Source organism: Photorhabdus sp. CRCIA-P01 (assembly GCF_003545805.1).
GTDB lineage: Bacteria > Pseudomonadota > Gammaproteobacteria > Enterobacterales > Enterobacteriaceae > Photorhabdus > Photorhabdus antumapuensis.
On sequence record NZ_NMQR01000006.1, the window covers coordinates 18,199 to 44,402 of the forward strand.

Sequence of the window (26,204 nt, forward strand, 5' to 3'; positions counted from 1 at the left end):
GCTTATTCCAATATCAAAACTTTCACCTCCAAAAACCGATCTTATTTAGAAAATAGATTTGTATGGTGTTGGTGTGAAATGGTACTGGAATCGTATCGAAAGTGATATATATACGGGTTACTATTTTCATGATGAACTTTACATTTGTTACAGCAAAAAATAAGATGTGATTAACTGTCTAGAACACAAAATCAATACCAAGAGATAAACAAGATGAATAATAAATATAAATTAATTTCTTTGGCGATTAGTAGTGCCCTGTTAGCCGGATGTGTCATTAAACCCGATCATAATAAAGCAGATATTATTGATGTTCGTGTCCTGGCTATGAACGATTTTCATGGTGCGCTGAAAGCACCAAATCCCAATAAACCCGGCGGCATTGAACATATGTCCACGCTAATCAAGGAACTAAAGAAAGAGAAACCTAACAATATTGTTGTTGGCGCTGGTGATATGATCGGTGCAAGTCCATTACTCTCTTCAATGTTCCATGATGAACCAACAATTGAAACGCTATCCAAAGTAGGTTTGGAAGCAACTGCTGTTGGCAATCATGAGTTTGATAAAGGTAAGAATGAACTGCTGCGTAAACAGAATGGCGGCTGTCATCCTGTGACTGGTTGTCAGGGGCCAAAGCCATTTCCGGGAGCTAAATTCCAGTATCTGGCAGCAAATGTCACCGTCAATCAAACGGGTAAGACACTATTTCCTGCATATATCATTAAAAAATTTGAAGGCGTTCCAATGGCTTTCATTGGCCTGACTCTGGAAGATACTCCAGAGATCGTGACACCAAGCGGAACCGAAGGTTTGAGCTTCGCTAACGAAGTTAAAACCATTAATACTTTGGTACCTGAGCTACAGAAACAAGGTGTTAAAGCAATAGGCGTTCTGATTCATGAAGGTGCTGAACAAAAAAGTGATGGCGAGCCGATTAATGCGAATGCCTGCAATGCTTTAACCGGTGAAGTGTTGGATATTGTTAACCAATTGGATAAAGAGATTGATTTTGTTATTACTGGTCACACTCATCAAGCGTATAACTGTGTAATTAATGGTAAGCCAGTCACCTCTGCACAGGCTAATGGCGCGTTAATAACTAGCTTGGATCTAAAACTGGACAAATCCACTCAGGATATTGTGGATTTTAAAGCGGAAAATATTTGGGTTGATAACCATAAATATGAAAAAGATCCAGAAGTGACTAAAGTATTGGATATATATGAAAAAATAGCCGCGCCATTGGCAAACCGGGTTATTGGTAAGTTGGATAGCGATCTGAATAGGAAAACTAATCGTGCTGGTGAATCTTCACTGGGTAAAGTAGTCGCAGATGCCCATTTGTATACTGCTGCACTTAAAGAGAATGGTGGCGCCCAAATTGCATTTATTAACAGCGGCGGTATTCGTGCTGACATGACCGGTGGTGAAGTAACTTACAATGCTATCTACGCTGTTCAGCCATTCTCTAATATATTATTAACCAAGACACTAACGGGTGAACAAATTAAACATCTGCTGGAACAACAATGGGATCGTTCACGTTCGCAAATCTTGGCGGTTTCTCATAGTTTTGAATATCAGTGGGATAGCACCAAACCAGTAGGCGATCGTGTTATTACCCGCTCGATGAAAATCAATGGTGAACCCGTTGAATTAAATGGAAAATACCGTGTGGCTGCTAACGAATTTCTGGCAACAGGGGGAAGTAACTTCTCTGTGTTTAACGAGGGTATTGATCCTGTATATAGCGTGCCTGATGTTGATGCTGTAATAAAATATTTCGCTGAAAAATCCCCCGTTGCTTATCCTAAGCAAGATCGCATCATTAATGTGAACGAAGAATAATTAATAACTTATTCAAATCGATCCAGTAACCGGATGGTACTTTTTTGGGTCACTTCATAGTATCGCGGATCTATTTAGTTAATCGTCTATTGAAACCCGTAACGTGCTACGAGGTCGCCTGACAATATAAACATTCTGCACGAAAAACGACTATCAGGCGACGTATACGTCTACGTCGCCTTTTAGTGACTGCTCCTCACCCAATTGGGCATAGATATCTACACAAAATAAAATGAAAATTTACACATCACATGGCCGCTTTAAAGATCGAAACAATTTCTTCATGGGTAGCTTGAGTGGGATTAGTCAAACAACATATATCTTTCAAGGCATTAGTTGCCAACATGGGTAAATCTTCTAGTTTGACATTCAATTCCGCTAAACCCGACGGAATACCAATATCTTTTAATAAGTTACGAATTTCAGCAATGCATGCCGCAGCCCCTTGCTGATCATTCATAGCACTTACATCTATCCCCATCGCAACGGCAATATCTTTCAAACGACTCGCAACCGCTTTGGCATTGAACTCTTGAACGTGTGGCAACAAAATGGCATTACATACCCCATGCGGCAAATCATAAGTACCACCCAATTGATGAGACATGGCGTGAACATATCCCAGTAATGCACTATTAAACGCCATGCCCGCCAAGAATTGTGCATAGGCCATGTTTTCACGTGCTTCTATATTGTTCCCATCTGCGACTGCCTGGCGTAAAGAATGACTAATCATCGTGATCGCTTTCAGTGCACAAGCATCGGTTATTGGATTGGACATTTTAGAGAGGTAAGCTTCAACCGCATGCGTCATTGCGTCCATTCCGGTTGCGGCAGTTAACCCTTTCGGCATGCCCACCATCAATTCTGGATCGTTTACAGACAAAACAGGTGTTATTTTCTTATCAGCAATGGCCATTTTAATATGGCTCTCAGTATCGGTAATGACACAGAAACGTGACATTTCTGACGCAGTACCCGCAGTAGTATTGACTGAGATTAATGGCAAATGCGGTTTAGATGAACGACCAATACCGACATAATCCCGGATATCTCCCCCATTAGCAGCGACCAACACAATCGCTTTTGCACAATCATGTGGCGAACCACCACCTAAGGAAATAACGCAATCGCTATTATGCTGACGCAGCATATCCAAACCTTCCTCAACGTTAACTGTCGTCGGATTCGGATTGGTACTATCATAAACCGCACTCTCAATATCAACATCAGATAATAAAGCTTGAATTTTTGCTACTACTCCAATTTCATTTAAAACCCGATCAGTCACAATCAATGCTCGCTTATAACCATCACTTTTCATTGCATTTACTGCTTCAACCAGACAGCCCACACCAAGCATATTTACTGATGGCATAAAAAAATTTGTAGTCATTATTGATAATTCCTTAATATTAAAATAGTTTTAGAATGAAAATATATAAAAATTAAAATTTAAAAATCACCTAATGGAACTACAGATCATTCTCTTGCAACAAACATAAATAATAGTTCTATTTAAACCACATAATTCAAAAAATATAAATATATCTCGATAGAGTTAGATAATGTTTATTAAAATAGATATTTGATAATTTCCCTATTGGTAATATATGCAATTGGCAATATAATAAATACAATAATCTAGAAGATTAATATATCAATTCACCAAGTTATTACTTAGGAGTTTATTTTGTCCTCTAACGAAATATTTAACCGCCTGACCACATTACTGGATAATCATCATGCCAGCTATCGGGTGATGGAACATCCAACCGCCGGACGTTCTGAAGAGGTTGCCAAAATTCGTGGTACACAACTTGGACAAGGAGCAAAAGGATTAGTTTGCCATGTTAAGGGAGAAGGGTTTCGCCAATATGTACTCGCTGTATTGCCTGCGGATCAACAAGCAGACCTCTCTTCACTGGCAAAGCAGATCGGAGGCAACCGCGCCTCACTGGCAAGTCCTAAGGAAGTTTTTGAACTGACTCAATGTGTGTTTGGTGCTATTCCACCTTTTAGTTTCCATCCAGATCTGAAACTGGTTGCAGACCCTTTATTATTTGAACGTTTTGATGAACTGGCTTTTAATGCCGGCAGCCTTGAACGCTCAGTGATTCTTAACACCCAAGATTATCACCGAATTGCACAACCTGAATTGGTGATTTTTCGGCGGGTAGAATAAATACCATTGCGAAAAATGATATTTATCAAATAGCCTATAAAAATAGGCTATTTAAGATAATATTTTAAACATACCCATTTAAAGTAGTAACTACCCAGCCTCCATAAGTTTATATCACTAGATAAAGTCATTATTATTGCTACATTATATAAACATTAAACAGAGAGGTATAATTATCAAATACCATGAATATCTAATTATTCACTACTGAGTCATATACAAAAAATTATCAATTACATTAGGGGATAATCCCCTACCCAAATGAAGATATCTTTTGATAGGAATTTTCAATTATTTTTAATTTCAGAATCTTTATTTCAATCATCAGCACAAAATGATATGTCAATTATATTAATGTTGTATTGGCAACAATTTAATATGCCTATTCATTATATTTTATTAAATACAAGAACCCACACTCATTGTATTCTCATATCGCTTTCAAAAAGAAAGATGACGTTTTTTTAAAATAAAATTTAAGGAATAGAAAAATATGACTAATAAGCTAGTTACAGGTGCAACTTTTTTCGATAGAAAATACTTTCTGGGTGAAGCGCACCATTATCCAGAAAATGATATCATTATTCCATTGCCTTATGATCTCAACGATAGATTCCGCTCAGTAAGAATTGGAACGCTATCAAAAGTCTATGCATGGCGTCATCAGAGTAATTGTGAACCCGGTCAACGCTATCGTGAATGGGAATACGATCATCCAGATATTGATAGAGAAATTAGAGGATTATCTAAGTTCAAAGTGGCACCAAAAGATACCTGCCTAGTTGCATTAAGACTGATTGATGATACTTATTCAGGTATTAGATTCTCAATGTTCACGAATACACATTGCGTGGGTCCAGTTGAAACAACAACTGATGATGATTATGCACTGGTTGGTATACTGCCATTTGAGACCGAGTTAGTTACTGCGATTGCAATAAGAAATACCAGCACCGGAGTATATATTAATAACGGATCATTCTATTTCTATCGTGATGCAAATGGTGTTGTTACTATTGATGAGAAAGCTAATTTCCCTAAAAATCTCAGAATAGTGAATGTAGGTGGTAATCGTTTTGATATTCATATTATCAGTACCGATTTTTCTCACTAATCCGATCATAATGTAACGATAGTTAACCTCGTTTTCAGACAGGCTACGTTCTGAAAATTTAAGCAACGCCGTTGCGGAATATCATCAAAAACCGCAACGGTGTATACCCTTCATCTTTCTGCTGCTTTGTTGGCTGCTTTCACTCACCCCAGTCACATAGTTATCTATGCTCCTGGGGATTCGTTCACTTGCCGCCTCGCTGCAACTCGAAATCTATTAGGTATATTCATAAATCAGCAGAAATTTCGTCGCTATAAATAATTTTTTATTTATCATGATATAATAGTCATTAAAATAGCAACTTAACATTTAAAAAAATATTAAATTAAGATCCACTGTAAATAATGTTCACAAGCTATTTCCTTTGAGACAAATACTTCCCTAACGATTAATTACAAAAATTATGGAAAAATATAACCATTCCATCATTACATATCTGGCTTTAGGTATTTTCATAATATTACTAATAAAAAAAGCTTATAACATCTATTCAAAACACTAAACATGTAAAATATTCACAATCAAATTGAATACTAAATTTAAGATACGAAATTTACTAAAAACATCAAATTTTTATATTTCAAACAATAAATTTTACTATATTAATATAATTATAAAAACATTATTTTTTACTCTTTTAACAGCTTTACTTTATGTATTTTTATGCTAATTTTAACATCAACCCATAGAATATTATTCTTTTATTGACTGAATATATTTTATCTAAAGATGAGGAACAAATAAATTATCAGTGGCAAATATTACACAGAAAACAGCCAATTTTTACAAATAGTAGAAACGAGTAAATACTATATATTACTTACATTAACTTTGAGGAGTAGAAAAAATGACAAAAGAATTAATTACAGGCGTCACATTTTTCGAAGAGGAAAACTATCAGGGTAAGTCACATGATTACCCAGAGCTCGATAAAATTATATCGCTCCCTTCCAATCTTAACGATAAATTTCGTTCAGTAAAAATTGGCAAGTTATCAAAAGTCCATGCGTGGCGTCATTATAACGATCCAGAAAGTAAATATTATGAATGGGTCGTCGACAATCCAGATATCGATAGAGAAATTAGAGGGTTATCTAAATTCAGAATTATGCAGAAAGATACAAAACTGGTTGCACTAAGAATCATTGATGATACTCATTCAGATATAATATTCTCTATGACCATTAAGATATTTAATGGAGAAGAAGAGGAAACAATCCACGTTAACGCAACAACGGATGATAATTATACTGTCGTTAGCGAACTACTGGTACAGAAAGAGATAGTCACTTCAATTTATGTAAGAAATGTCAACACCGGAGAATATATTGGTAACGGGTCATTCTATTTTTCTTATGATGCTGTCGGTATTGCAACGATTGATGAAGGTCTCAATTTCCCTAAAAACTTGAAACTGGTTCATGCAGGAAATAATCGTTTTGATTTTCACATTATTAGTACTGATCCTATTGCTTAATTCGGGATTAATGTGACAATCATCACTCTCAGATAAGTCATATTCTGAAATTTAAACTACGCCGTTGCGGTATATTTGTTAAAAAACTGCAACGACGTGTTCCAGACGATCGCGGAAATTAAAACCACATCAGATCTGAAGTAGACTCTTTACTCTCCTGATCAATCAGTAATTACCAGGTTTATTCCATCCATTCAGTGTGGAAAACACCCTCTTTATCAATACGCTTATAGGTATGAGCACCAAAATAATCACGCTGAGCCTGAATTAAATTAGCAGGCAGTACCGCTGAACGATAACTATCGTAGTAAGAAATAGCAGCAGAGAACGTGGGGGTTGGGATACCATTCCGCACCCCATACGAGACGACATCACGCAGCGCCTGCTGATATTCATCAGCAATTTGCTTAAAGTAAGTCGCTAACAACAAGTTAGCAATATCCGCATTTTCGTTATACGCATCAGTAATTTTTTGCAGGAATTGAGCACGAATAATACAACCCGCCCGGAAAATCCCAGCAATCTCACCGTAATTGAGATCCCACTGGTACTCATCAGATACCGCTTTCAATTGCTGAAAACCCTGGGCATAAGAGACGATTTTACCCAAATAAAGCGCACGGCGGACTTTCTCAATAAATTCGGCCTTATCACCTTTAAAGGGTTGTACTTCCGGCCCACTCAACACTTTAGCCGCAGCAACTCGCTGATCTTTTAGAGAAGAGATATAACGTGCAAATACCGATTCTGTGATCAACGTCACTGGAATCCCTAAATCCAGAGAGCTCTGGCTGGTCCACTTACCCGTACCTTTATTTGCTGCTTCATCCAAAATCACATCAACCAAATATTGGCCTGCTTCGTCTTTCTTATGGAAAATATCAGCCGTGATTTCAATCAAATAACTGCTCAATTCTCCGTTATTCCAGTCAGTAAAAATCTCGGAGAGTTCTTCATTGCTCAGGTTTAGGGCATTTTTCAGTAAGGAATAGGCTTCAGCAATCAGCTGCATATCACCGTATTCAATACCATTGTGAACCATTTTCACATAATGGCCGGCACCATCCGGGCCAATATAGGCTACACAAGGTTCACCTTCCGCTTTAGCCGCAATCTCTTGTAAAATTGGCGCCACTAATTCATACGCCTCTTTCTGGCCGCCAGGCATGATAGATGGGCCTTTCAATGCCCCCTCTTCACCACCGGAAACCCCGGTACCGATAAAATTAAAACCCTGAGCGGAAAGCTCCCGATTACGACGGATAGTATCCTGAAAATAGGTATTACCCCCATCAATCAAAATATCACCTTTATCCAAATGTGGAGTCAGTGAAGCAATCGTTTTATCGGTTGCTTCGCCAGCCTTAACCATGAGCAGAATACGGCGCGGTTTTTCCAGTGAATCGACAAATTCTTCGACAGTGTAACTTGGAACTAATTTCTTCCCCGGATTTTCGGCGATCACTTCGTCAGTTTTATCACTTGAACGGTTAAATATAGATACGGAATAACCACGGCTCTCAATATTTAATGCCAGGTTACGCCCCATCACCGCCATACCGACAACACCAATCTGCTGCTTGGACATGAATAACTCCTGTCTGATGATAATTTTGCTCACCATTAATAATTAGTGCGCAATTTGTTAATGAGATCACATGTTAACTCAGGATGAGTCCTGATGGATAGTTATTGGTGCCATCGATACCGTTACACCTCATTTTTTGGAAAAAACTTCCTCAGATGAAAAATCAACTATTGAAATTTGATGAGCCAATGCCCATTATTCATTATTCGGCATGAGCCGTCATATTAAAAGGTAAAACAAACTGTATGGAATGGATCGCTGATCCGACGATATGGGCTGGACTGGTTACTCTTATCGTTCTAGAAATTGTCCTCGGAATTGACAACTTGGTCTTTATTGCCATTCTGGCCGATAAACTTCCTGAAAAACAAAGAGACAAAGCAAGAATTACAGGTCTAAGTTGTGCGTTACTGATGCGTATCGTACTGCTTTTTAGTCTTGCCTGGCTGATAACGCTAACTCACCCATTAATTACGCTTTGGGAACATCCATTTAGCGCCCGTGACCTGATTATGCTGATAGGCGGTCTCTTCTTACTGTTCAAAGCGACGATGGAGCTCAATGAACGGCTGGAAGGCAAAGATGCCCACTCAGGACAACAACGCAAAACATCTAAATTTTGGACAGTTGTCGCTCAAATAATTGTCCTTGACGCTGTATTTTCACTGGATTCAGTGGTAACTGCTGTTGGTATGGTAGACAACATCAGTATCATGATCGCGGCAGTCACTATTGCGATGTTCCTGATGATACTGGCAAGTAAACCGTTGACCACTTTTGTCAATGCTCATCCGACTATCGTTATTCTCTGTCTGAGCTTCTTGTTGATGATCGGTTTCAGTCTGGTAGCCGAAGGTTTTGGTTATCGCATTCCCAAAGGTTACTTGTACGCCGCTATCGGCTTCTCAATTATGATTGAGTCCCTGAACCAGTTCGCTCAATTTAACCGCCGCAGATTTCTTACGGCTTCCCGCTCACTGCGTGAAAGGACAGCGGAAGCCGTTTTGCGTATCCTTAGTGGCAAACATGAAAATGCAGAATTGGATAATCATACATCCAATCTGATTTCTGATAATCAGGAAGTGTTTGATCCACAAGAACGTCAAATGATTGCCAGGGTTTTGGGCATGGCGCAGCGTAACGTTAACAGTATCATGACTTCCCGTCACGACGTGGAGTACCTTGATATTCATGCACCAACCGAAAATCTGACGCAAATACTGAGTAAAAATCCCCATACCCGCATTGTGGTAACAGATGAAAATATCAGTGACGAACCATTAGGTGTTGTCCATGTTATTGATTTACTGAATCAACAACTCAACCAACAGCCTTTTGATTTACACTCGCTGATAAAACAGCCTCTGATTTTCCCTGAACAGCTTTCACTACTCCAAGCATTGGAGCAGTTCCGCCAGGCACAAACTCACTTCGCGTTTGTTGTCGATGAATTTGGTTCTGTGGAAGGTGTGGTGACTTTGACCGACGTCATGGAAACTATCGCGGGTAATTTACCGGTAGATGGCGAAGAAACTGATGCCCGCCATGATATTCAAGCGACTGAACATGGTGGTTGGATTGCCAATGGTTATATGCCGCTGGATGATTTGATCCTTTATGTCCCTTTGCAACTGGATGAAAAACGTGAATATCAAACTTTGGCCGGTTTGTTGATGGAACATTCACAACATATTCCACAACAAGGTGAACAATTACAGATTGATAATTATCTGTTTGAACCGTTGGAAGTGACCAGTCACCGAATTAATAAGGTAAAAATTACCCCTCTGGTGTCAGAGGAAGAAAATAAAGAATAACTCAGTGTTATTGATCACTCATCATATTTGTCATCACTGAGTTTTTCCTCTGAAACAAAATAAAGCCCGGTCAGTTTAGACTGTACCGGTTTTTTTTAAATGAATTAAAAGAAATAGAAATCTGTTATAAGCCAAGCAATCCTGTAGCAAGAAACTTTTATACCCTTCATCTTTCAAGCTGCTGCTTTGTTGGCTGCTTTCACTCACCCCAGTCACATAGTTATCTATGCTCCTGGGGATTCGCTCACTTGCCGCCGCGCTGCAACTCGAAATCTATTAGGTATATGAGCATTCATTTAAGCATCTGATTAAGCATAATAGTCAACTGCCAGAATTGAAGCAGTCAAATCAAGTATGGGCTAATTACTGCTACGTTCAACCCAATCGTTAATAGCCTGTTTTACCTTGTTCTCCAACTCATTATGTAGCAATTGCTCAATATCCAAGTTGTATTGCAGATTACTCCAATTACCGTAAACCCGCAGCGGGACTTTCATTTTTCGCAGACGACTCACCAATTCATTATCCTTGCCCCATCCTTGTGTTATCTGTACTTTTAAAACAACATCAACATCTTGTTTAAGCAAATTAGTCTTACCCTGCCCATCAATATTTAGCCGATCGGATACCGCATGAAGTCGACTGATTTTTATATCACCTCGATTCAGTACCGCTTTAACATCAAGCTTTTTAGCACGGGTAAAATTATCCATATTATCAGGGACATTCACTTTATCCGTTGCACGAGCAACGGATTGCTGAATTAATTGGGGGATATTTAATCCATGCATTTTGGCATTAACTAAACTGAAATTAAGATCACCTTGCCAAATATGCGAAATGGCATAACCATCATATCCTTTACCTGAAAGATCCCCATTCAGATTGAATTTACCACTAAATGCCCGTGGTAAGGAAAAGGCTTTGAGTACCGGCTCCAACTCTATATTCCGCAGTAAAGGTTTTGCATGTAATTTCAGTTGGCTACCTGTTGCATCTAAAATAACCGGAATGGAGAAATCACCACCAAATAATTTCCCATTCAGAGCAGAAATTTCAGCAGTACCACTATTATTTGTCGCTTTCAATATCAGATTATCGATCTCCATTCCTCGATAAATAAATTTGTCCGCATTAATAGCCACATTGGCATTAAAATCATTTAGAAATGCAGCGCTATAATCAGGCTGCACAGGGCTTGAAACGGCGATCACAGGTTTAGCTGAACTATTCTCTATCCGGTAATAACGTTTAACTTCCGTACCCTCTTTAGGAAGCAAATCCCATCCTATTAGATTATCTAAATTCAGTTTTTGGGAAGATAAATCGATCTGATAATCCGCGTGAGCCCCCAACATTGCTTTTATACTGCCATGCAGTTCACTCTCATTAGCCGTGAAACTCAGCGTCTGTAAAGAAATTATTTGCGGCCCATCCGTCGTCTCTTTTTGATAAATAGCATGTACTTTTCCTGAACCACTAATTCCCCCCGTAGGCATACCTGCGCCCTGGAGTTGATAATCAAAAGAGTCAATATTACCCGCAACACGATGTGGATAATCAGTAATATCGACATCCGCATTAAGATTAAAAGCCAGTTCTTGCTGATTCTTACTGACTTTGCTACTTAATTCCACGCTGATATGGTTTTGGTTATCCCGCTCCATAAGCAGATTAATATCGCGGACATTTAACTGCTCATGTTCATCACTCTGCCAAATAAGCAAACTATCCGCGACCTTAATTCTGGCGATATCAAGCTTCCAACCCTCACTCTTCGCAACAGGATTGGCTATACTCCCCTTTGGAGCAATAGGAGTATTCTCTTTTTTCCGCGACTGGCTCTCCGAGGTTACTCTCAATATCGCCCCTTTCAGCATCACCTCTTTAACGGCAAGCTGATGAGAAAGAAGCGGCCACAACTCCACATCAAGACGCATATTTTCCGCCGTCACGGTTGGCTGCGCCGCTCCTGGGGCCGTTAATGACATACGTCCGGAAATGATGCTCAATTTTGGCCAGACATGCCAGCGCATACCATCTTGCAGGACGAGTTGGTAGCCACTCTTCTTTTGCACCTGCTTGACCATATAAGCACGAAAGTCATTCGGGTTTACTAACATGACTAATGCTGCCAGACCGGTAATAATCACAACCAGCAAAATAATCAGTGTCGTCAGCAATCTCTTCATGACTTCCTCCGCTTTTTTTATCAAAACAGTCAATGCAACTCAGTAGCCGATAAAGATATTAATCTTCATCAATACGGCTACCCACCGCACCCTGTTGGTTTTTATATTTCGCATCTTGACGACGGTTATACGGACGGTCAGCGGAACCAGACAATGGTTCAAAACTCAAAGCCCCAATAACCATACCCGGACGTAACGCCAGAGGCAATTTACCGGAGTTATAGAATTCAAGAACAATCTGACCATGCCAGCCCGGATCAATCCGGTGTGCCGTCACGTGCACCATCAACCCAAGACGAGCAAGAGAAGAACGCCCATCAAGCCAGCCCACCAAATCATCAGGCAACGTGACGGATTCCAGCGTAACAGCTAGTGCCAACTCGCCAGGATGGAGGAAAAAAACCTCCTCGTCAGACAGAATTATTTCATCACTCATCACGCGATCAAGCGCAGCACTGACCTCATCTTTCGGACCACTCAAATCAATATATGCCGCAGTATGACCACGGAAAACACGAAACTGATTCCCAAGGCGTACATCAGCAGTTGCCCCGTTAATTCGTTCAATCGGCGGACGTGGAGCAATGACCAATTTACCTTCATCAAGCCATTTAATAATGTCGCGGTCACAGAGTCGCATTATTTCCTCTCAAATACGATGATGCTTATCAATGCCTGACAAGCCAAGTTTTATTATTCGCAGAACTGACCAATTTTGGCTTTCAATATATCAATCGCTACTCGGTTTTTACCTCCGCGCGGCACGATAATATCCGCATATTGCTTTGATGGTTCAATAAATTGCAGGAACATTGGACGCACGGTTTTATGATATTGCTCAATAACCGAATCCAGAGAACGTCCCCGTTCATGCACATCCCGCTTAATACGACGCATAAGGCAAATATCCAGTGGCGTATCAACAAAAATAGAGAAGTCCATCTCCTGGCGCAAGCGCTTATCGGTCAATAACAGAATACCTTCCAGAATAATAACCCTTTTCGGTGCAAAATGAATCGATTCTAGTTTACGAGTATGAGCAACATAATCGTATTGTGGTAATTCAATTGATTCACCCATTTTCAGCGCTTGCAGGTGAGAAAAGAGCAAATTGTGATCCATTGAGCTTGGATGGTCATAATTAGTCTTATAACGCTCTTCCATTGATAGATTGCTCTGATCTTTATAATAGCAATCCTCTGGTATAATACCGATATTGTGATCACCAACCTGAGCGCGTAATTCACGATAAAGTGTATTAGCAATGAGACTTTTACCTGAGGCAGATGCACCGGAGATTCCCACAATTGTGCACTGATATGCTTCGTCAGCCATAATAAAGATAACCTGATTCTAGAAAAAAATGGGAACAAAGCACTTATGAGTGCTAAGTTTGGCGAGATTATAGGGAGTTAATGGTATCTGTTCCAGTGCAAACAAGATAAGTCTCATTTTTTTCGAAGCGTTTCGCATAAAAACGATGTAACGAGGAAAATCGTAACGAGGGAAATCGGACAAGCATACTTCTCCCTATGCAAAATCTCCCCATGCAAAAAGCGGGCAATGAAAACATCCACCGCCCGTCTCATCAATCAAATACCCGCATTAAACAACACGGAATGAGATTTCAGTTGGTATCTTCTCACCTTGCCAATACATCCGTGCTGAAATATTCGCTGCAATTTCGCGATAAATATCCGTAAATTCACTATCAGGATGACTGATAACGGTTGGCTGACCACGATCAAGATCTTCACGCAGTGAAATATGCAGAGGGATTTGCCCCAATAATTCACAGTGATATTTAGTGGCTAATGTTTCTGCTCCACCCGTCCCAAAAATAGGTTCCAGATGGCCGCAATTGCTGCAAATATGCGCACTCATGTTTTCAACAATACCCAGTACAGGCACCTTCACTTTCTGGAACATGACGATACCTTTCATTGCGTCAATTAAGGCAATATCCTGCGGCGTTGTTACCACTAGCGCCCCCGTTACCGGGATGTTTTGTGACAAAGTAAGCTGAATATCACCAGTTCCTGGTGGCATATCGATAACCAGATAATCAAGATCCGGCCATAATGTATCCTGTAGCATCTGCATCAATGCCTTACTGGCCATTGGACCACGCCACACCATTGCATTATCATCTGTCACTAAATAACCAATCGAGTTAGTGGCAAGGCCATGCGTCATAATCGGCGCCATATGCTGCCCATCCGGGGAAGTTGGACGCTCCTTGCTGGTTCCCAACATACTCGGAACAGAAGGGCCATAGATATCAGCATCCAGAATACCGACTTTTGCCCCCTCCCGAGCCAATGCCAACGCCAGGTTTACGGCTGTGCTGGATTTACCCACCCCGCCTTTACCTGAGCTGACAGCCAAAATATTACGGACACCATTAATTCCCGGCAAATCATTAGCGCGACGTAACGTACTGATATCATGGATCAATTTCCACGCCACCGATTTTGCCCCGGTTATTGCCTGTAATTTTTCAGTTGTCGCTTCTTTCAATACTTCAAACCCACGCCTCCAGACAAACGGCATGAGCAATTCAATGTGCAAAACACCATCAAGCATCGTACAGTGATGTAGAGCCTTCAGTGTTATCAAATCACGTTCTAGTGTCAGGTGGGTAAAAGCAGCAAGTATTTTTGTTACCTGAGATTTCAGCAGGTCAGGATTGGTCTGCTCGGGGGATTGTGAGTTCATCCCGGCTCCTTTGATGATTATCAATTAGCAAAAAACCATCTTTTCATGATAACAGAACCCAATGCGTTCGGATAAGATTAGCGACAAAAACCCGCTTCCCGCTCACCGATTCAATTTTTATCCAACAAAACTCTCTAAGATTACGCCTTACCCTAGCGACAATTTTTTTGATCGGTTAACATCAAACTCCCTTTTTCACTTATTGGAAGTCAGATCCTTATTATGTCTCAAGTCGCAAAAAAATTATTGGTGACGTGCGCGTTGCCATATGCTAACGGTCCAATCCATCTTGGTCACATGCTGGAACATATCCAAGCAGATATTTGGGTCCGTTTTCAACGAATGCGCGGCAAAGAGGTTCACTTTATCTGTGCCGATGACGCTCATGGAACACCAATCATGCTGAAAGCTCAGCAAATGGGTATTGCTCCTGAAGAGATGATCGCAACGGTGAACCAAGAGCATCATCAGGATTTTACTGGCTTTTCAGTTAGCTATGATAACTATCACTCTACGCATAGCGAAGAGAATAAAGCGTTATCAACTAAAATCTATTTCGAACTGAAAAAAAGCGGTCATATTAAGAATCGTACTATTTCTCAGTTATATGATCCTGAGAAAAATATGTTTCTGCCAGATCGCTTTGTGAAAGGTAGCTGCCCGAAATGTAAAGCAGAAGATCAATATGGCGATAACTGCGAAGTTTGCGGTTCAACCTACAGTCCAACTGAACTGACCAACCCACGTTCCGCCGTCTCCGGTGCGACGCCAGAAATGCGTGAAACAGAGCACTTCTTCTTCGATCTGCCTGCATTCAGTAACATGTTGCAAGCATGGACCCGCTCCGGTGCATTACAGGAACAAGTTGCTAACAAAATGCAGGAATGGTTTGAATCCGGTTTACAACAGTGGGATATCACCCGTGATGCCCCCTATTTCGGTTTTGAAGTTCCTGATGCGCCGGGCAAATATTTCTATGTCTGGCTGGATGCCCCTATCGGCTATATGGGCTCTTTCCAAAACCTATGTGATAAACGTGGAAATCTGAGCTTTGATGAGTTCTGGGCAAAAGATTCCACCGCTGATCTTTATCATTTTATCGGTAAAGACATTGTTTATTTCCACAGCCTGTTCTGGCCTGCCATGCTGGAAGGTAGCGGTTACCGTAAGCCAACCAATCTGTTTGTTCACGGCTATGTCACCGTCAATGGTGCGAAGATGTCCAAATCCCGTGGTACTTTTATTAAAGCTAGCACTTATTTGGATCATCTGGATGCAGACTGTCTGCGTTATTACTATGCAGCCAAACTCTCTGCTCGCATTGATGATATCGATCTGAATCTGGCAGATTTTGTTCAGCGTGTTAACAGCGATATCGTTAATAAAGTTGTTAACCTGGCCTCCCGTAATGCAGGCTTCATTAATAAACGATTTAACGGCAAGCTGGCGGATAAACTGGCTGATCCGGCGCTTTACCAACAGTTTATTGATGGGGCAAAGGTGATTGAAGAAGAGTTTAATAACCGCGAATTCAGTAAAGCCGTCCGTGAAATCATGGCACTGGCTGATTTGGCAAACCGTTATGTGGATGAACAAGCGCCGTGGGTGGTGGCAAAAGAAGAAGGCCGTGATGCGGATCTTCAAGCCATCTGTTCAATGGGCATCAACCTGTTCCGCGTTTTGATGACTTTCCTGAAACCCGTTCTGCCAAGTCTGGCAGAACGTACAGAAGCTTTCCTGAATACCGAACTCACCTGGCATGGCATTGAACAACCGCTGCTGGATCATCAAGTTTCCGCCTTTAAGGCCCTGTTCAATCGCATTGATATGGATAAAGTGGACGCTATGGTTGCGGCATCTAAAGAGAGCATCAACGCACCACAAAAAGTCAGCGGTCCACTGGCAGAAGATCCCATTCAGGATACGATCACCTTTGATGATTTCGCCAAAGTTGATATGCGCGTCGCCCTGATTAAACAAGCTGATTTTGTCGAAGGCTCAGATAAATTGCTGAAACTGATGCTGGATCTTGGTGGCGAAACCCGTCAGGTATTTTCTGGTATCCGCTCCAGTTATCCTGATCCAAAAGCATTGGAAGGCCGTTTAACCATCATGGTTGCCAACCTGGCGCCACGCAAAATGCGCTTTGGTATTTCGGAAGGGATGGTTATGGCGGCCGGACCTGGTGGAAAAGATATCTTCTTACTCAGCCCAGACAGCGGCGCACAACCCGGTATGCAAGTGAAATAATAGCCAATTTATTTCATTAATATCTTTACCTACGGGGATCAGCAATGGTCCCCGCTTTTTTTAATGTGAGCTTTGACATCCTTGTATCTTGGATTTACCCAGAGCATCACTTTCAACATTCCAGCGAGCAAGGAGTGAAAGCTGCCAGTAAATTAGAGTCTTCATTTCAAAATACTTGCTGCTTATCAGTAGGGACTATTACTGAGGCGACTGGTATCCCGCTTGTGCCTTAAGAATCGGTTTTCTGGGCAAATTTTTTCGTTAATTGTCGAACAAGGGCCGATAGAAGATAGACCTGCACTTAGATTTTTTAGCTGTTTTGTGCTGAACAAATCAACTACCGTACCTTAGTTTCGATCCTCTTTTATTGGTTAATTATATGTGACATGGAAAATTTCCATCTCCAGTATCCACTTTGGATTTTCTTCAATAGAAAGTAAAGTTCAAAGTAGTTAATGAAATTATCACTAGTTATAGTGAGATAATTCAGTTAAATTATCATCGAATTTAGAATGGAATTGAAGTAAATCAATGTGTAGGAAAATTATTAGGAGGTTAGTATGGCCATACCGGCATATATATGGTTGCAAGATGATGGTGGTGCAGATATTAAGGGATCTGTCGATGTACAAAATCGCGAGGGTAGCATTGAAATCCTGAGTTTTAACCATAGTCTATATATTCCCACTGATAGTAGTACAGGAAAACTAACAGGTACCCGCGTACATGGTTCAATGAGTTTCGAAAAAGAATTTGATCGGGCATCTCCATACCTTTATAAAGCTGTTGCCACTGGACAGACGTTAAAATCTGCTAATATCAAGTGGTACAGAATAAACAACACAGGTCAGGAAGAGGAATATTTCCATATCCTTATGAGCGGAGTGAAAATTGTTTCAATTTCTCCAGTAATGCACAATATAAAAGACCCGTCTTATCAACACCTTAATCATCTGGAATCCGTTGAAATTAGATACGAGAAAATTACGTGGAAATACCTTGATGGTAATATCATTTACTCTGATTCATGGAAAGAGCGCTAAGAAATAACGCCGGAATATCCGGCATTTTATCGAAGTCTATTAAAAATCCGACTGGCGATTTTGTGTATAATTAGAGCTATTATTAAAAGTACAAAGATGTCTATAAAAAATTCAACCCAGCTATCCTCGTAATTGCCTCCTAACCAACCCAAATTTATACTGTTCAGGAAACGTTCTACCATGCGGTACACCTGATAAACAGCCAAGTTTAATGGAGTAATGAGCCGGAACGCTAGCAGTGCGATCAACAGGCATAGTAAATAACCAAAAAAGCTAAGAAACTTTACACGCACCAAAATTTGTATTCCCCATAACATCAACTCTACCGTATGCCATCAATGAGCTGCCGGGTACTTTAAACTTATGGGTACGGAGCAGAGCGTTTCGCACGATATTAAAGTCAGAAACACGATAAAGGTGATACATCCCCAAGACTCGCCGCTACCATTCGGACGCAATGGATGAAGACGAAATGCACCGCGTCGAACACCGTTCACGAATATATAATCATTCATTGTCTGAAAACTATATAACCCAAACCATTGAGAATGATTAGTACCATGAATCATATCAAGAGCTGTGCCTCTGACTTGGTTCGCTATGCTACCAACCGGACGATCAACAATCCAATACTGACCTGGAGGAATTGCTGATTTCTCAATGTAAGAACATTCAGACTTGTTGACGTATGGCTCTTGACCAGAGAAAACGTCAAATATACCAACGCCATAACAATGAAATTTAGCCTTTCGTCCATTATCGGACAGGTCGTTATAATTCATCCTACAAATTTGCATGGTTATTCCCATATAATATATCTGCGAGTTGTATTCCAACCTGCAATTGATTAAATTACTATTTTTTCCATAGCGTATGTTTTCGTATGGTTGGACTTCAACGCTATCATAAAGTTCACTTTTTTCTAGAAAACCTCATATTAAATCAAACCACACATTACCAATCTTGCTAATCATTTTATCGGGACTGTAATCCAGAACCGCCGAAATTTCCGTCATCCTTTCGAAGGAAAGGATGGCACATTCCCAAGGTTAATTGTATGATGAATTCCTCACCGGAATTAGGAATTTTGTGATGTCGTTTCGTGAAGTACTGATTATTGGTTGGCAGTACCTGCGAGCATTTGTTCTGATTTATTTGTGTTTGCTGATAGGTAATGCCATTTCTTCCCTATTACCCATCATCATTCCCGGCAGTATTATCGGCATGTTGATCTTGTTCGTTTTATTATCTTTCCAACTAATTCCTGTTCATTGGGCAAAACCAGGCTGTAGTCTGTTACTAAAAAATATGACCTTGCTGTTTCTACCTATCGGTGTGGGCGTGATGAATTATTACGATCAACTCAGCCAACAAATAATTCCGATTGTTTTTTCATGCCTGATCAGTACCGCGATTGTTATGATTATCGTTGCTTACAGTTCCCATTATGTTCATCGTGAACGCCCGATTATGGGCTCCGCATCAGAAATTAAGAGTGAACAACAGAAACAAGAGAAATAAAAATGTTAAGTCACATTTGGTGGTCACTACCATTAACATTGATTGTATTTTACACCGCAAGAAAACTTTCACTACGATGCAAAATTCCCATTCTGAACCCCTTATTGGTTTCTATCGCCGTCCTTATTCCAATATTGTTAATAACCCACACGCCTTATGAGCACTATTTTGCCGGCAGCCGAATTTTGAATGATCTACTTCAACCCGCCGTAGTTGCGCTGGCATTTCCTCTATATGAGCAGCTACACCAGATCCGTGCCCAATGGAAATCCATTATTAGCGTCTGTTTTATCGGCAGTATTGTCGCTATGGTGACAGGCACTGCTATTGCCTTGTGGATGGGCGCAACGCCCGAAATGGCCGCTTCGATATTGCCTAAATCCGTCACAACGCCAATAGCAATGGCAGTAGCTGATGCCATTGGCGGTATTCCTGCAATCAGTGCTGCTTGCGTCATTTTTGTTGGCATTCTTGGGGCAATATTTGGTCATAATCTGTTCGATCTCTTACAGGTAAAAACCAAAGCATCCCGCGGTTTGGCAATGGGAACGGCATCACATGCTTTAGGTACCGCCCGCTGTGCAGAAGTCAATTTCGTTGAAGGCGCATACAGTTCATTGGCATTGATGACCTGCGGTATCATTACTTCACTAACCGCCCCGTTTGTATTCCCGGTGCTGCTATACCTATTTAGCTAGTTTATCTGTTAGGAAATTTGATAATAATCGCTCGATTACTAACTTCAATTACATAATTCTCATCATCTATATGATATTTATCACATTACAAATCTCATCAGACAACTTAGAATGATCTTAAGTTAATTCGGAGATCACGCTATGCAAGCTCGTTTTCACCCTATATGGGTACAGCTGCCATCTAAACTACAGGATGCACTTTTACCTTACGCAGGAAACAACGACTTTCCTGCCATGCTCACCGCTGATCAGGCTGAATCCATTAAGAAAGCCTGCGGTTTTGACGATAACACCTTGGCTATCGCCTTATTGCCACTCGCAGCGGCATGTTCTCTGACACCGATATCACATTTTAATGTTGGTGCAATTGCCCGTGGTGAAAGCGGAAACCTCTATTTTGGCGCTAATATGGAATTTGCTGGCGTACCACTACAGCAAACGATTCATGCTGAACAATGTGCGATTACTCACGCTTGGTTATTGGGCGAGAAGAAACTGGCATCCGTTACTGTGAATTACTCTCCGTGCGGCCACTGCCGTCAATTTATGAATGAACTTAATAGTGGCACACAATTAGAGATTCACCTGCCAAAGCAGACACCTTCAACATTAGATCATTATCTGCCGGATTCCTTTGGCCCAAACGATCTGGGCATCACAACTTTGTTGATGGATCCGGTCAATCATGGTTATAAACTAGAAACCACGGATAAATTAGTACTAACAGCATTAGATGCAGCAAACCAGAGCTATGCCCCATACAGTAATTCCTACAGTGGCACCGCACTTCTGGGAAAAGATAGAAAAATTTATCCTGGACGTTATGCAGAAAATGCCGCATTTAACCCAAGCTTACCCCCATTACAAACAGCGCTGATTCTGATGAATATTTCTGGTGGTGATTGCCTGGCTATCGAAAGAGCGGTGTTGGTTGAGGGAAAACACAGTGATTTATCCCAACGGAGTGCGACTCAATCTATACTTGCCGCGCTCGGTTGCAGCAAATTTGATTACTACACTTTCTAAATTCAGTGGAAAATTCATTTTTCCCTCTATGTAGATAGAGGGTTTTCCGCTGTAAAAAACAATTACCTTAACATTTTATTAGCCAAACTTGGATGTTATCTCTCATTTTGGCTCATGATACCTCTAATTAAGTAACATTTACTGTACATATTTTTCCTATCTCTTAGGATCTGTACTAAACCTTGTTTATCCATTTAGTTCAAAGAGTAAGATTCATGGAACTGGAACACGAAAGTAAACGTCCACTATATATTCCCTATGCTGGCCCAATTCTGTTGGAATTTCCCCTGCTGAATAAAGGCAGCGCCTTCACTGATGAAGAACGCAGCAACTTTAATCTTCACGGTTTATTACCGGAAGCGGTCGAAACCATCGAAGAACAAGCTGAACGTGCCTATCGGCAATATCTTGATTTCAAAAATGATGCAGATAAGCACATTTATCTGCGGAATATTCAGGACACTAACGAAACCCTGTTCTACCGCCTACTGGATGCGCATTTGAACGAAATGATGCCGATCATCTACACCCCAACCGTCGGTGAAGCTTGTGAGCACTTTTCCGATATTTACCGCCGTGCCCGTGGCCTATTCATCTCATATCCAAACAAAGCACATATTGATGACATGCTGCAAAATGCGACCAAACAAAATGTAAAAGTCATCGTTGTTACCGATGGTGAACGTATCCTCGGTTTGGGTGATCAAGGCATTGGCGGTATGGGTATTCCTATCGGTAAGCTCTCCTTGTATACCTCCTGCGGTGGTATCAGCCCGGCTTATACACTGCCAGTTGTCCTGGATGTAGGCACCAACAACCCGCAACGCCTGAATGACCCGTTATATATGGGCTGGCGTCACCCGCGTATCACCGGTGAAGAGTATGATGAATTCGTAGACGAATTTATTCAGGCTGTTAAACGCCGCTGGCCAAATGTGCTGCTGCAATTTGAAGATTTCGCACAAAAAAATGCCATGCCTCTGCTTAATCGCTATCGCCACGAGATCTGTTGCTTTAATGATGATATTCAGGGAACTGCCGCCGTTACGTTAGGTAGCTTAATTGCCGCCAGTCGCGCAGCAGGCCGTCAATTGAAAGATCAAACAGTTACTTTCCTTGGAGCCGGTTCTGCTGGTTGCGGCATTGCAGAACAGATCGTCGCCCAGATGAAATCAGAAGGTTTAAGTGAAGAACAAGCTCGTGCCCGTATTTTCATGGTTGACCGTTTCGGTTTATTGACAGACAAGCTGCCAAATCTATTGGATTTCCAGAACAAGCTGGTGCAGAAAAGCGACTCATTGGCTAAATGGGATGTAAACAACGCTTCAATCTCGCTACTCGATGTTGCCCGTAATGCTAAACCGACGGTATTGATTGGTGTTTCAGGTCAGGCAGGTTTGTTTACAGAAGAGATCATCCGTGAGATGCATAAACATTGTGAACGCCCAATCGTCATGCCATTATCGAATCCAACTTCCCGCGTTGAAGCCCGTCCTGAAGATATCATTAACTGGACGGATGGTGCCGCCCTGGTTGCAACAGGTAGCCCATTTAATCCGGTAAAATATAAAGATCAAGAGTATCCAATAGCGCAATGTAACAATGCCTATATCTTCCCCGGCATTGGCCTGGGTGTCATTGCATCGGGGGCCAAACTGGTTACTGACGGTATGTTGATGGCAGCAAGCCGAACACTGGCGGATTGCTCACCCTTAGCCCAAGCAGGTCAAGGTCCGTTACTGCCACTTATCGATGATATTCAACAAGTGTCACGCAAAATTGCTAAACAAGTCGCCAAAGAAGCACAAATACAGGGCGTTGCGACTGTGACCTCAGATGGAGCACTGGATGAAGCCATTGAACGCAACTTCTGGAAACCTGAATACCGCGTGTACAAACGTACTTCATTCTGATTTTTATCACTAAAAATACCTAAAAAGCTTGTTAGTTCTCTTTTACTAGCAAGCTTTTTCTTACAGAGAAAACTTGCTTCGCAATTTCAGGTCAAGTAGCCTTTAACAAATTCAGCCATTAATGTGTATAAGGCAAAAGCATGTGGAAGCGCCTGATAACTAGTCTGTTATTCATCACAGGGATGCTGATACTGACAGCTATTGCACTTGACCGCTGGATTAGTTGGAAAACAGCCCCCTATGTCTTTGATGATCTCAAACAACTTCCTGAACGTGAAGTGGGTATAGTACTTGGTACTGCTAAATATTACCTCTCTGGCGCACCAAATCAGTACTATATGTACCGTATTCAGGGAGCCATTAATGCTTATAACAGCGACAAAATCAAATATTTGCTCCTGAGTGGCGACAATGCTCAGCAAAGTTATAACGAACCAGTCACCATGCGCAGGGATTTGGTAAAAGCGGGTATTCCTGCTGCAAATATCGTATTGGATTTTGCGGGTTTCAGAACACTTGACTCAATAGTCAGAACCCGGAAGGTTTTTAACACCAATGACTTTACGATCATCACTCAACGATTCCATTGCGAACGAGCCCTATTTATCGCTATGCATATGGGAATTACTGCTCAGTGTTATGCGGTTTCCACACCCAAGAATATGATTACCGTTCGATTACGTGAAATCATTGCCCGCCTTGGTGCTCTGACTGATCTTTATATTCTGAAACGTGAACCTCGTTTCCTGGGCCCGTTGATTCCCATTCCTGCTCCACATAAGGTCCCAAAAGGTATGACTGATTACCCCGCCGTAACCCCAGAAGAATTGTGGGAAATGGATAAAACCCAGCTTAAGCGGACCGGGCCAACACCGCCGTGATATCACGCCACCGCTGTTCTACTGGCCCTTGTGGGTAACGGCGTAACCACCAGCATGAAAAAAGAATATTCACCGCCCAAATAGGAAGAATAAATGCAAGTAATTCTAAACGACTAAATTGACCAAAAAACCCAAGGTTATAAAACAGCAGGGTGCAGATTAAGGTTTGTAGCAAGTAATTACTCATCGCCATTCGCCCAACCTGATTGAGCCAGTAATTAATTCGCCAGCATGAAATGACCGGCCAGAAACCATAGATTAAAGCCATATACCCCAGCGCCTGAAATGGCGTTACCAACTCAGCAAGGATATAACCGACAATACCTGACCAAAAGTAATCCCAATTATGGGTATATTGGAACACCACGGAGAATATCTGAACAGCAATACTGAGAGGTATCAGCAATAGCGCCACGTTTCGGTAATGGCTCACTGAAAATTCACCTTTTAGCCAACCATTACGCATTAATCCAGCACCACATGACATAATACCGATAAGCTGCCAACCATACTGAACAAACAGCATGACCATCATCAACATGACCTGATTGGAACGCTCTTTTACTGCCAGCCATCCACCAGACGTTTTCCAATATGTTTCGTATAACATCTGGAATTCCGTCGACTGCCAAGAAACATCATTAGGTTCGCCACTGGAAAGAAAGCCGAGAATAAACAATAACGCTAATCCGATCAGATAAAAAATAGCGCCTTGCATAAATAACCTGTTACTGGCGCTATTTTGGCTGATCAATTGAAAGCTGAAAAAACCGGCCAAACTGTAAGCGAGCAAAATATCACCATCCCATAATAAGATGCCATGTCCCATTCCAATTAGAGCAAGTATGGTTAATCGTGGATAATTCCAGATTTTGCCCCTTGGTAATAGTAGCTCCAATGCCGCACCAAATAAAAAGGCCAAAATACACAGGAACTTTCCCTGAACAAAGACGCTAAGTACAGACCAGATAATCAAATCAGTTAAAGAAGCTGAACCATTATATGCCGGATTCAAATAAGCGGCCGATGGCAAAGCAAAACCGGAGATATTGAGTAGCAATATCCCCAGTATTGCCAGGCCACGAATACTATCCAGTGAGTCAATTCTCTGGCAGACCATTCTTATATCCCGATGTAAAGATTACACATGGCGAGTTGTGCGTAAAAACTCTTGACGGGTATTTTGACTAGATTTAAACAATCCACCCAAGGAGGTTGTCGTCGTGGTACTGGTTGCATCGCGGATGCCCCGCGCTTTCACACAGTAATGAACCGCATCAATCGATACGGCAACATTATTGGTGCCAAGGAGTGTCTGTAATGCAATCAGAATCTGCTGGGTCAGGCGCTCCTGAACCTGTGGACGCTGAGAAAAAAATTGCACGATACGGTTAATTTTAGACAACCCAATCACTTTATCTTTTGGGATATAGGCAACCGTCGCCTTGCCATCAATGGTCACGAAATGGTGTTCGCAGGTACTGGTGAGTGTGATATCACGAACGGTCACCATTTCATCCACTTTCATTTTATTTTCTATCAATGTGATTTTCGGGAAATTGCTGTAGTCCAACCCTGAAAAAATCTCATCGACATACATTTTCGCAATACGACCGGGGGTTTCCGCCAAACTGTCATCACGCAAATCGAGATTCAACAGTTTCATAACTTCCGTCATATGCTCCTCAATCCGCGCTTTGCGCACTTCCGGCGCCAATGCCTGACCACGCAAAGGCGTTTCAAGACCACGAGCTTCCAGCGCCGAATGCACAAGCTCAGCTTCTTTACTTAAAGATGACATTATTTTCTCCAAAGACATTACTTTCCATCATCTGGCGGGTAGTCAATTGATGTTCGAGTCATGAGTACCATCACCGAAACAATCACGACTAACAGGTAACTATTGCACACACTGTAAATGAGCACGTGG

Annotated in this window: 21 protein-coding genes; 12 read left to right on the forward strand and 9 right to left on the reverse strand. The window is 41.3% G+C overall.

Going from position 1 to position 26,204, the window contains the following annotated elements:
- Positions 1 to 213 precede the first annotated feature (213 nt).
- A complete protein-coding gene (locus D3222_RS05830; RefSeq protein WP_118985317.1) occupies positions 214 to 1,851 on the forward strand; it encodes a bifunctional metallophosphatase/5'-nucleotidase in 1,638 nt (545 codons plus the stop codon).
- A gap of 247 nt (positions 1,852 to 2,098) precedes the next feature.
- Here the strand turns inward: D3222_RS05830 and yiaY are convergent, their stop codons facing one another.
- On the reverse strand, positions 2,099 to 3,250 hold the full coding sequence (gene yiaY / locus D3222_RS05835; protein WP_118985318.1) for an L-threonine dehydrogenase: 1,152 nt from the start codon (positions 3,248 to 3,250) through the stop codon (positions 2,099 to 2,101).
- Between the two features lie 294 nt (positions 3,251 to 3,544).
- On the opposite strand from yiaY, the gene D3222_RS05840 reads away from it, so the two are divergent.
- From D3222_RS05840 to D3222_RS05850, 3 genes are all read left to right on the forward strand, one after another.
- Positions 3,545 to 4,036 carry a YbaK/prolyl-tRNA synthetase associated domain-containing protein gene (locus D3222_RS05840; protein ID WP_118985319.1) on the forward strand — a complete coding sequence of 164 codons (492 nt, stop codon included), beginning with the start codon at positions 3,545 to 3,547 and terminating at the stop codon, positions 4,034 to 4,036.
- 493 nt (positions 4,037 to 4,529) lie between these two features.
- The gene (locus tag D3222_RS05845) at positions 4,530 to 5,150 is read left to right on the forward strand and encodes a beta/gamma crystallin domain-containing protein (RefSeq protein ID WP_118985320.1); all 621 of its coding nucleotides are present in this window, start codon (positions 4,530 to 4,532) and stop codon (positions 5,148 to 5,150) included.
- An 847-nt stretch (positions 5,151 to 5,997) separates the two neighbouring features.
- Positions 5,998 to 6,627: a beta/gamma crystallin domain-containing protein gene (locus tag D3222_RS05850; protein ID WP_118985321.1), complete on the forward strand. Its 630-nt coding sequence runs from the start codon at positions 5,998 to 6,000 to the stop codon at positions 6,625 to 6,627.
- Positions 6,628 to 6,808: 181 nt separating this feature from the next.
- Here D3222_RS05850 and gndA read toward each other — a convergent pair whose 3' ends face one another.
- Positions 6,809 to 8,215 (reverse strand): NADP-dependent phosphogluconate dehydrogenase, encoded by a 1,407-nt coding sequence (gene gndA / locus D3222_RS05855; RefSeq protein WP_118985322.1) that lies wholly within the window; start codon positions 8,213 to 8,215, stop codon positions 6,809 to 6,811.
- Positions 8,216 to 8,460: 245 nt separating this feature from the next.
- On the opposite strand from gndA, the gene D3222_RS05860 reads away from it, so the two are divergent.
- Entirely contained in the window at positions 8,461 to 10,032 is a 1,572-nt protein-coding gene (locus D3222_RS05860) for a TerC family protein (RefSeq protein ID WP_118985323.1), read from the forward strand.
- A gap of 359 nt (positions 10,033 to 10,391) precedes the next feature.
- Here D3222_RS05860 and asmA read toward each other — a convergent pair whose 3' ends face one another.
- The 4 genes from asmA to apbC all read right to left on the reverse strand — a co-directional run bounded on the left by asmA (position 10,392) and on the right by apbC (position 14,942).
- Complete coding sequence (gene asmA, locus D3222_RS05865) at positions 10,392 to 12,224, reverse strand: outer membrane assembly protein AsmA (RefSeq protein ID WP_118985324.1); 1,833 nt, start codon at positions 12,222 to 12,224, stop codon at positions 10,392 to 10,394.
- Positions 12,225 to 12,282: 58 nt separating this feature from the next.
- A complete protein-coding gene (gene dcd / locus D3222_RS05870) occupies positions 12,283 to 12,864 on the reverse strand; it encodes a dCTP deaminase (RefSeq protein ID WP_118985325.1) in 582 nt (193 codons plus the stop codon).
- A 53-nt stretch (positions 12,865 to 12,917) separates the two neighbouring features.
- Positions 12,918 to 13,559: a uridine kinase gene (gene udk, locus D3222_RS05875; protein ID WP_118985326.1), complete on the reverse strand. Its 642-nt coding sequence runs from the start codon at positions 13,557 to 13,559 to the stop codon at positions 12,918 to 12,920.
- A 270-nt stretch (positions 13,560 to 13,829) separates the two neighbouring features.
- Positions 13,830 to 14,942, reverse strand: coding sequence for an iron-sulfur cluster carrier protein ApbC (gene apbC, locus D3222_RS05880; RefSeq protein WP_118985327.1), 1,113 nt, complete (start codon positions 14,940 to 14,942; stop codon positions 13,830 to 13,832).
- A 222-nt stretch (positions 14,943 to 15,164) separates the two neighbouring features.
- Here apbC and metG point away from each other — a divergent pair, with 222 nt between their 5' ends.
- Together metG and D3222_RS05890 are read left to right on the forward strand one after the other, a co-directional pair.
- Positions 15,165 to 17,192: a methionine--tRNA ligase gene (gene metG / locus D3222_RS05885; protein ID WP_118985328.1), complete on the forward strand. Its 2,028-nt coding sequence runs from the start codon at positions 15,165 to 15,167 to the stop codon at positions 17,190 to 17,192.
- 560 nt (positions 17,193 to 17,752) lie between these two features.
- A complete protein-coding gene (locus D3222_RS05890; RefSeq protein ID WP_049583441.1) occupies positions 17,753 to 18,235 on the forward strand; it encodes an Hcp family type VI secretion system effector in 483 nt (160 codons plus the stop codon).
- 335 nt (positions 18,236 to 18,570) lie between these two features.
- Here the strand turns inward: D3222_RS05890 and D3222_RS05895 are convergent, their stop codons facing one another.
- On the reverse strand, positions 18,571 to 19,032 hold the full coding sequence (locus tag D3222_RS05895; protein ID WP_339367480.1) for a DUF2778 domain-containing protein: 462 nt from the start codon (positions 19,030 to 19,032) through the stop codon (positions 18,571 to 18,573).
- Between the two features lie 295 nt (positions 19,033 to 19,327).
- On the opposite strand from D3222_RS05895, the gene D3222_RS05900 reads away from it, so the two are divergent.
- The 5 genes from D3222_RS05900 (at position 19,328) to sanA (ending at position 24,274) form a co-directional block, all read left to right on the forward strand.
- Complete coding sequence (locus tag D3222_RS05900) at positions 19,328 to 19,756, forward strand: CidA/LrgA family protein (RefSeq protein WP_118985329.1); 429 nt, start codon at positions 19,328 to 19,330, stop codon at positions 19,754 to 19,756.
- 2 nt (positions 19,757 to 19,758) lie between these two features.
- On the forward strand, positions 19,759 to 20,454 hold the full coding sequence (locus D3222_RS05905) for a CidB/LrgB family autolysis modulator (protein ID WP_118985330.1): 696 nt from the start codon (positions 19,759 to 19,761) through the stop codon (positions 20,452 to 20,454).
- A gap of 141 nt (positions 20,455 to 20,595) precedes the next feature.
- Positions 20,596 to 21,480 carry a cytidine deaminase gene (gene cdd, locus D3222_RS05910; RefSeq protein WP_118985331.1) on the forward strand — a complete coding sequence of 295 codons (885 nt, stop codon included), beginning with the start codon at positions 20,596 to 20,598 and terminating at the stop codon, positions 21,478 to 21,480.
- Positions 21,481 to 21,695: 215 nt separating this feature from the next.
- Positions 21,696 to 23,393, forward strand: coding sequence for an NAD-dependent malic enzyme (locus tag D3222_RS05915; RefSeq protein ID WP_118985332.1), 1,698 nt, complete (start codon positions 21,696 to 21,698; stop codon positions 23,391 to 23,393).
- A 140-nt stretch (positions 23,394 to 23,533) separates the two neighbouring features.
- Complete coding sequence (sanA, locus tag D3222_RS05920; RefSeq protein ID WP_118985333.1) at positions 23,534 to 24,274, forward strand: outer membrane permeability protein SanA; 741 nt, start codon at positions 23,534 to 23,536, stop codon at positions 24,272 to 24,274.
- Here sanA and yeiB read toward each other — a convergent pair.
- Positions 24,246 to 25,394, reverse strand: coding sequence for a DUF418 domain-containing protein YeiB (gene yeiB / locus D3222_RS05925; RefSeq protein WP_118985334.1), 1,149 nt, complete (start codon positions 25,392 to 25,394; stop codon positions 24,246 to 24,248). The two genes, sanA and yeiB, sit on opposite strands and share 29 nt — an antisense overlap.
- Positions 25,395 to 25,415: 21 nt before the next feature.
- A complete protein-coding gene (gene folE, locus D3222_RS05930) occupies positions 25,416 to 26,075 on the reverse strand; it encodes a GTP cyclohydrolase I FolE (RefSeq protein ID WP_112876125.1) in 660 nt (219 codons plus the stop codon).
- Between the last annotated feature and the right edge of the window lie 129 nt (positions 26,076 to 26,204).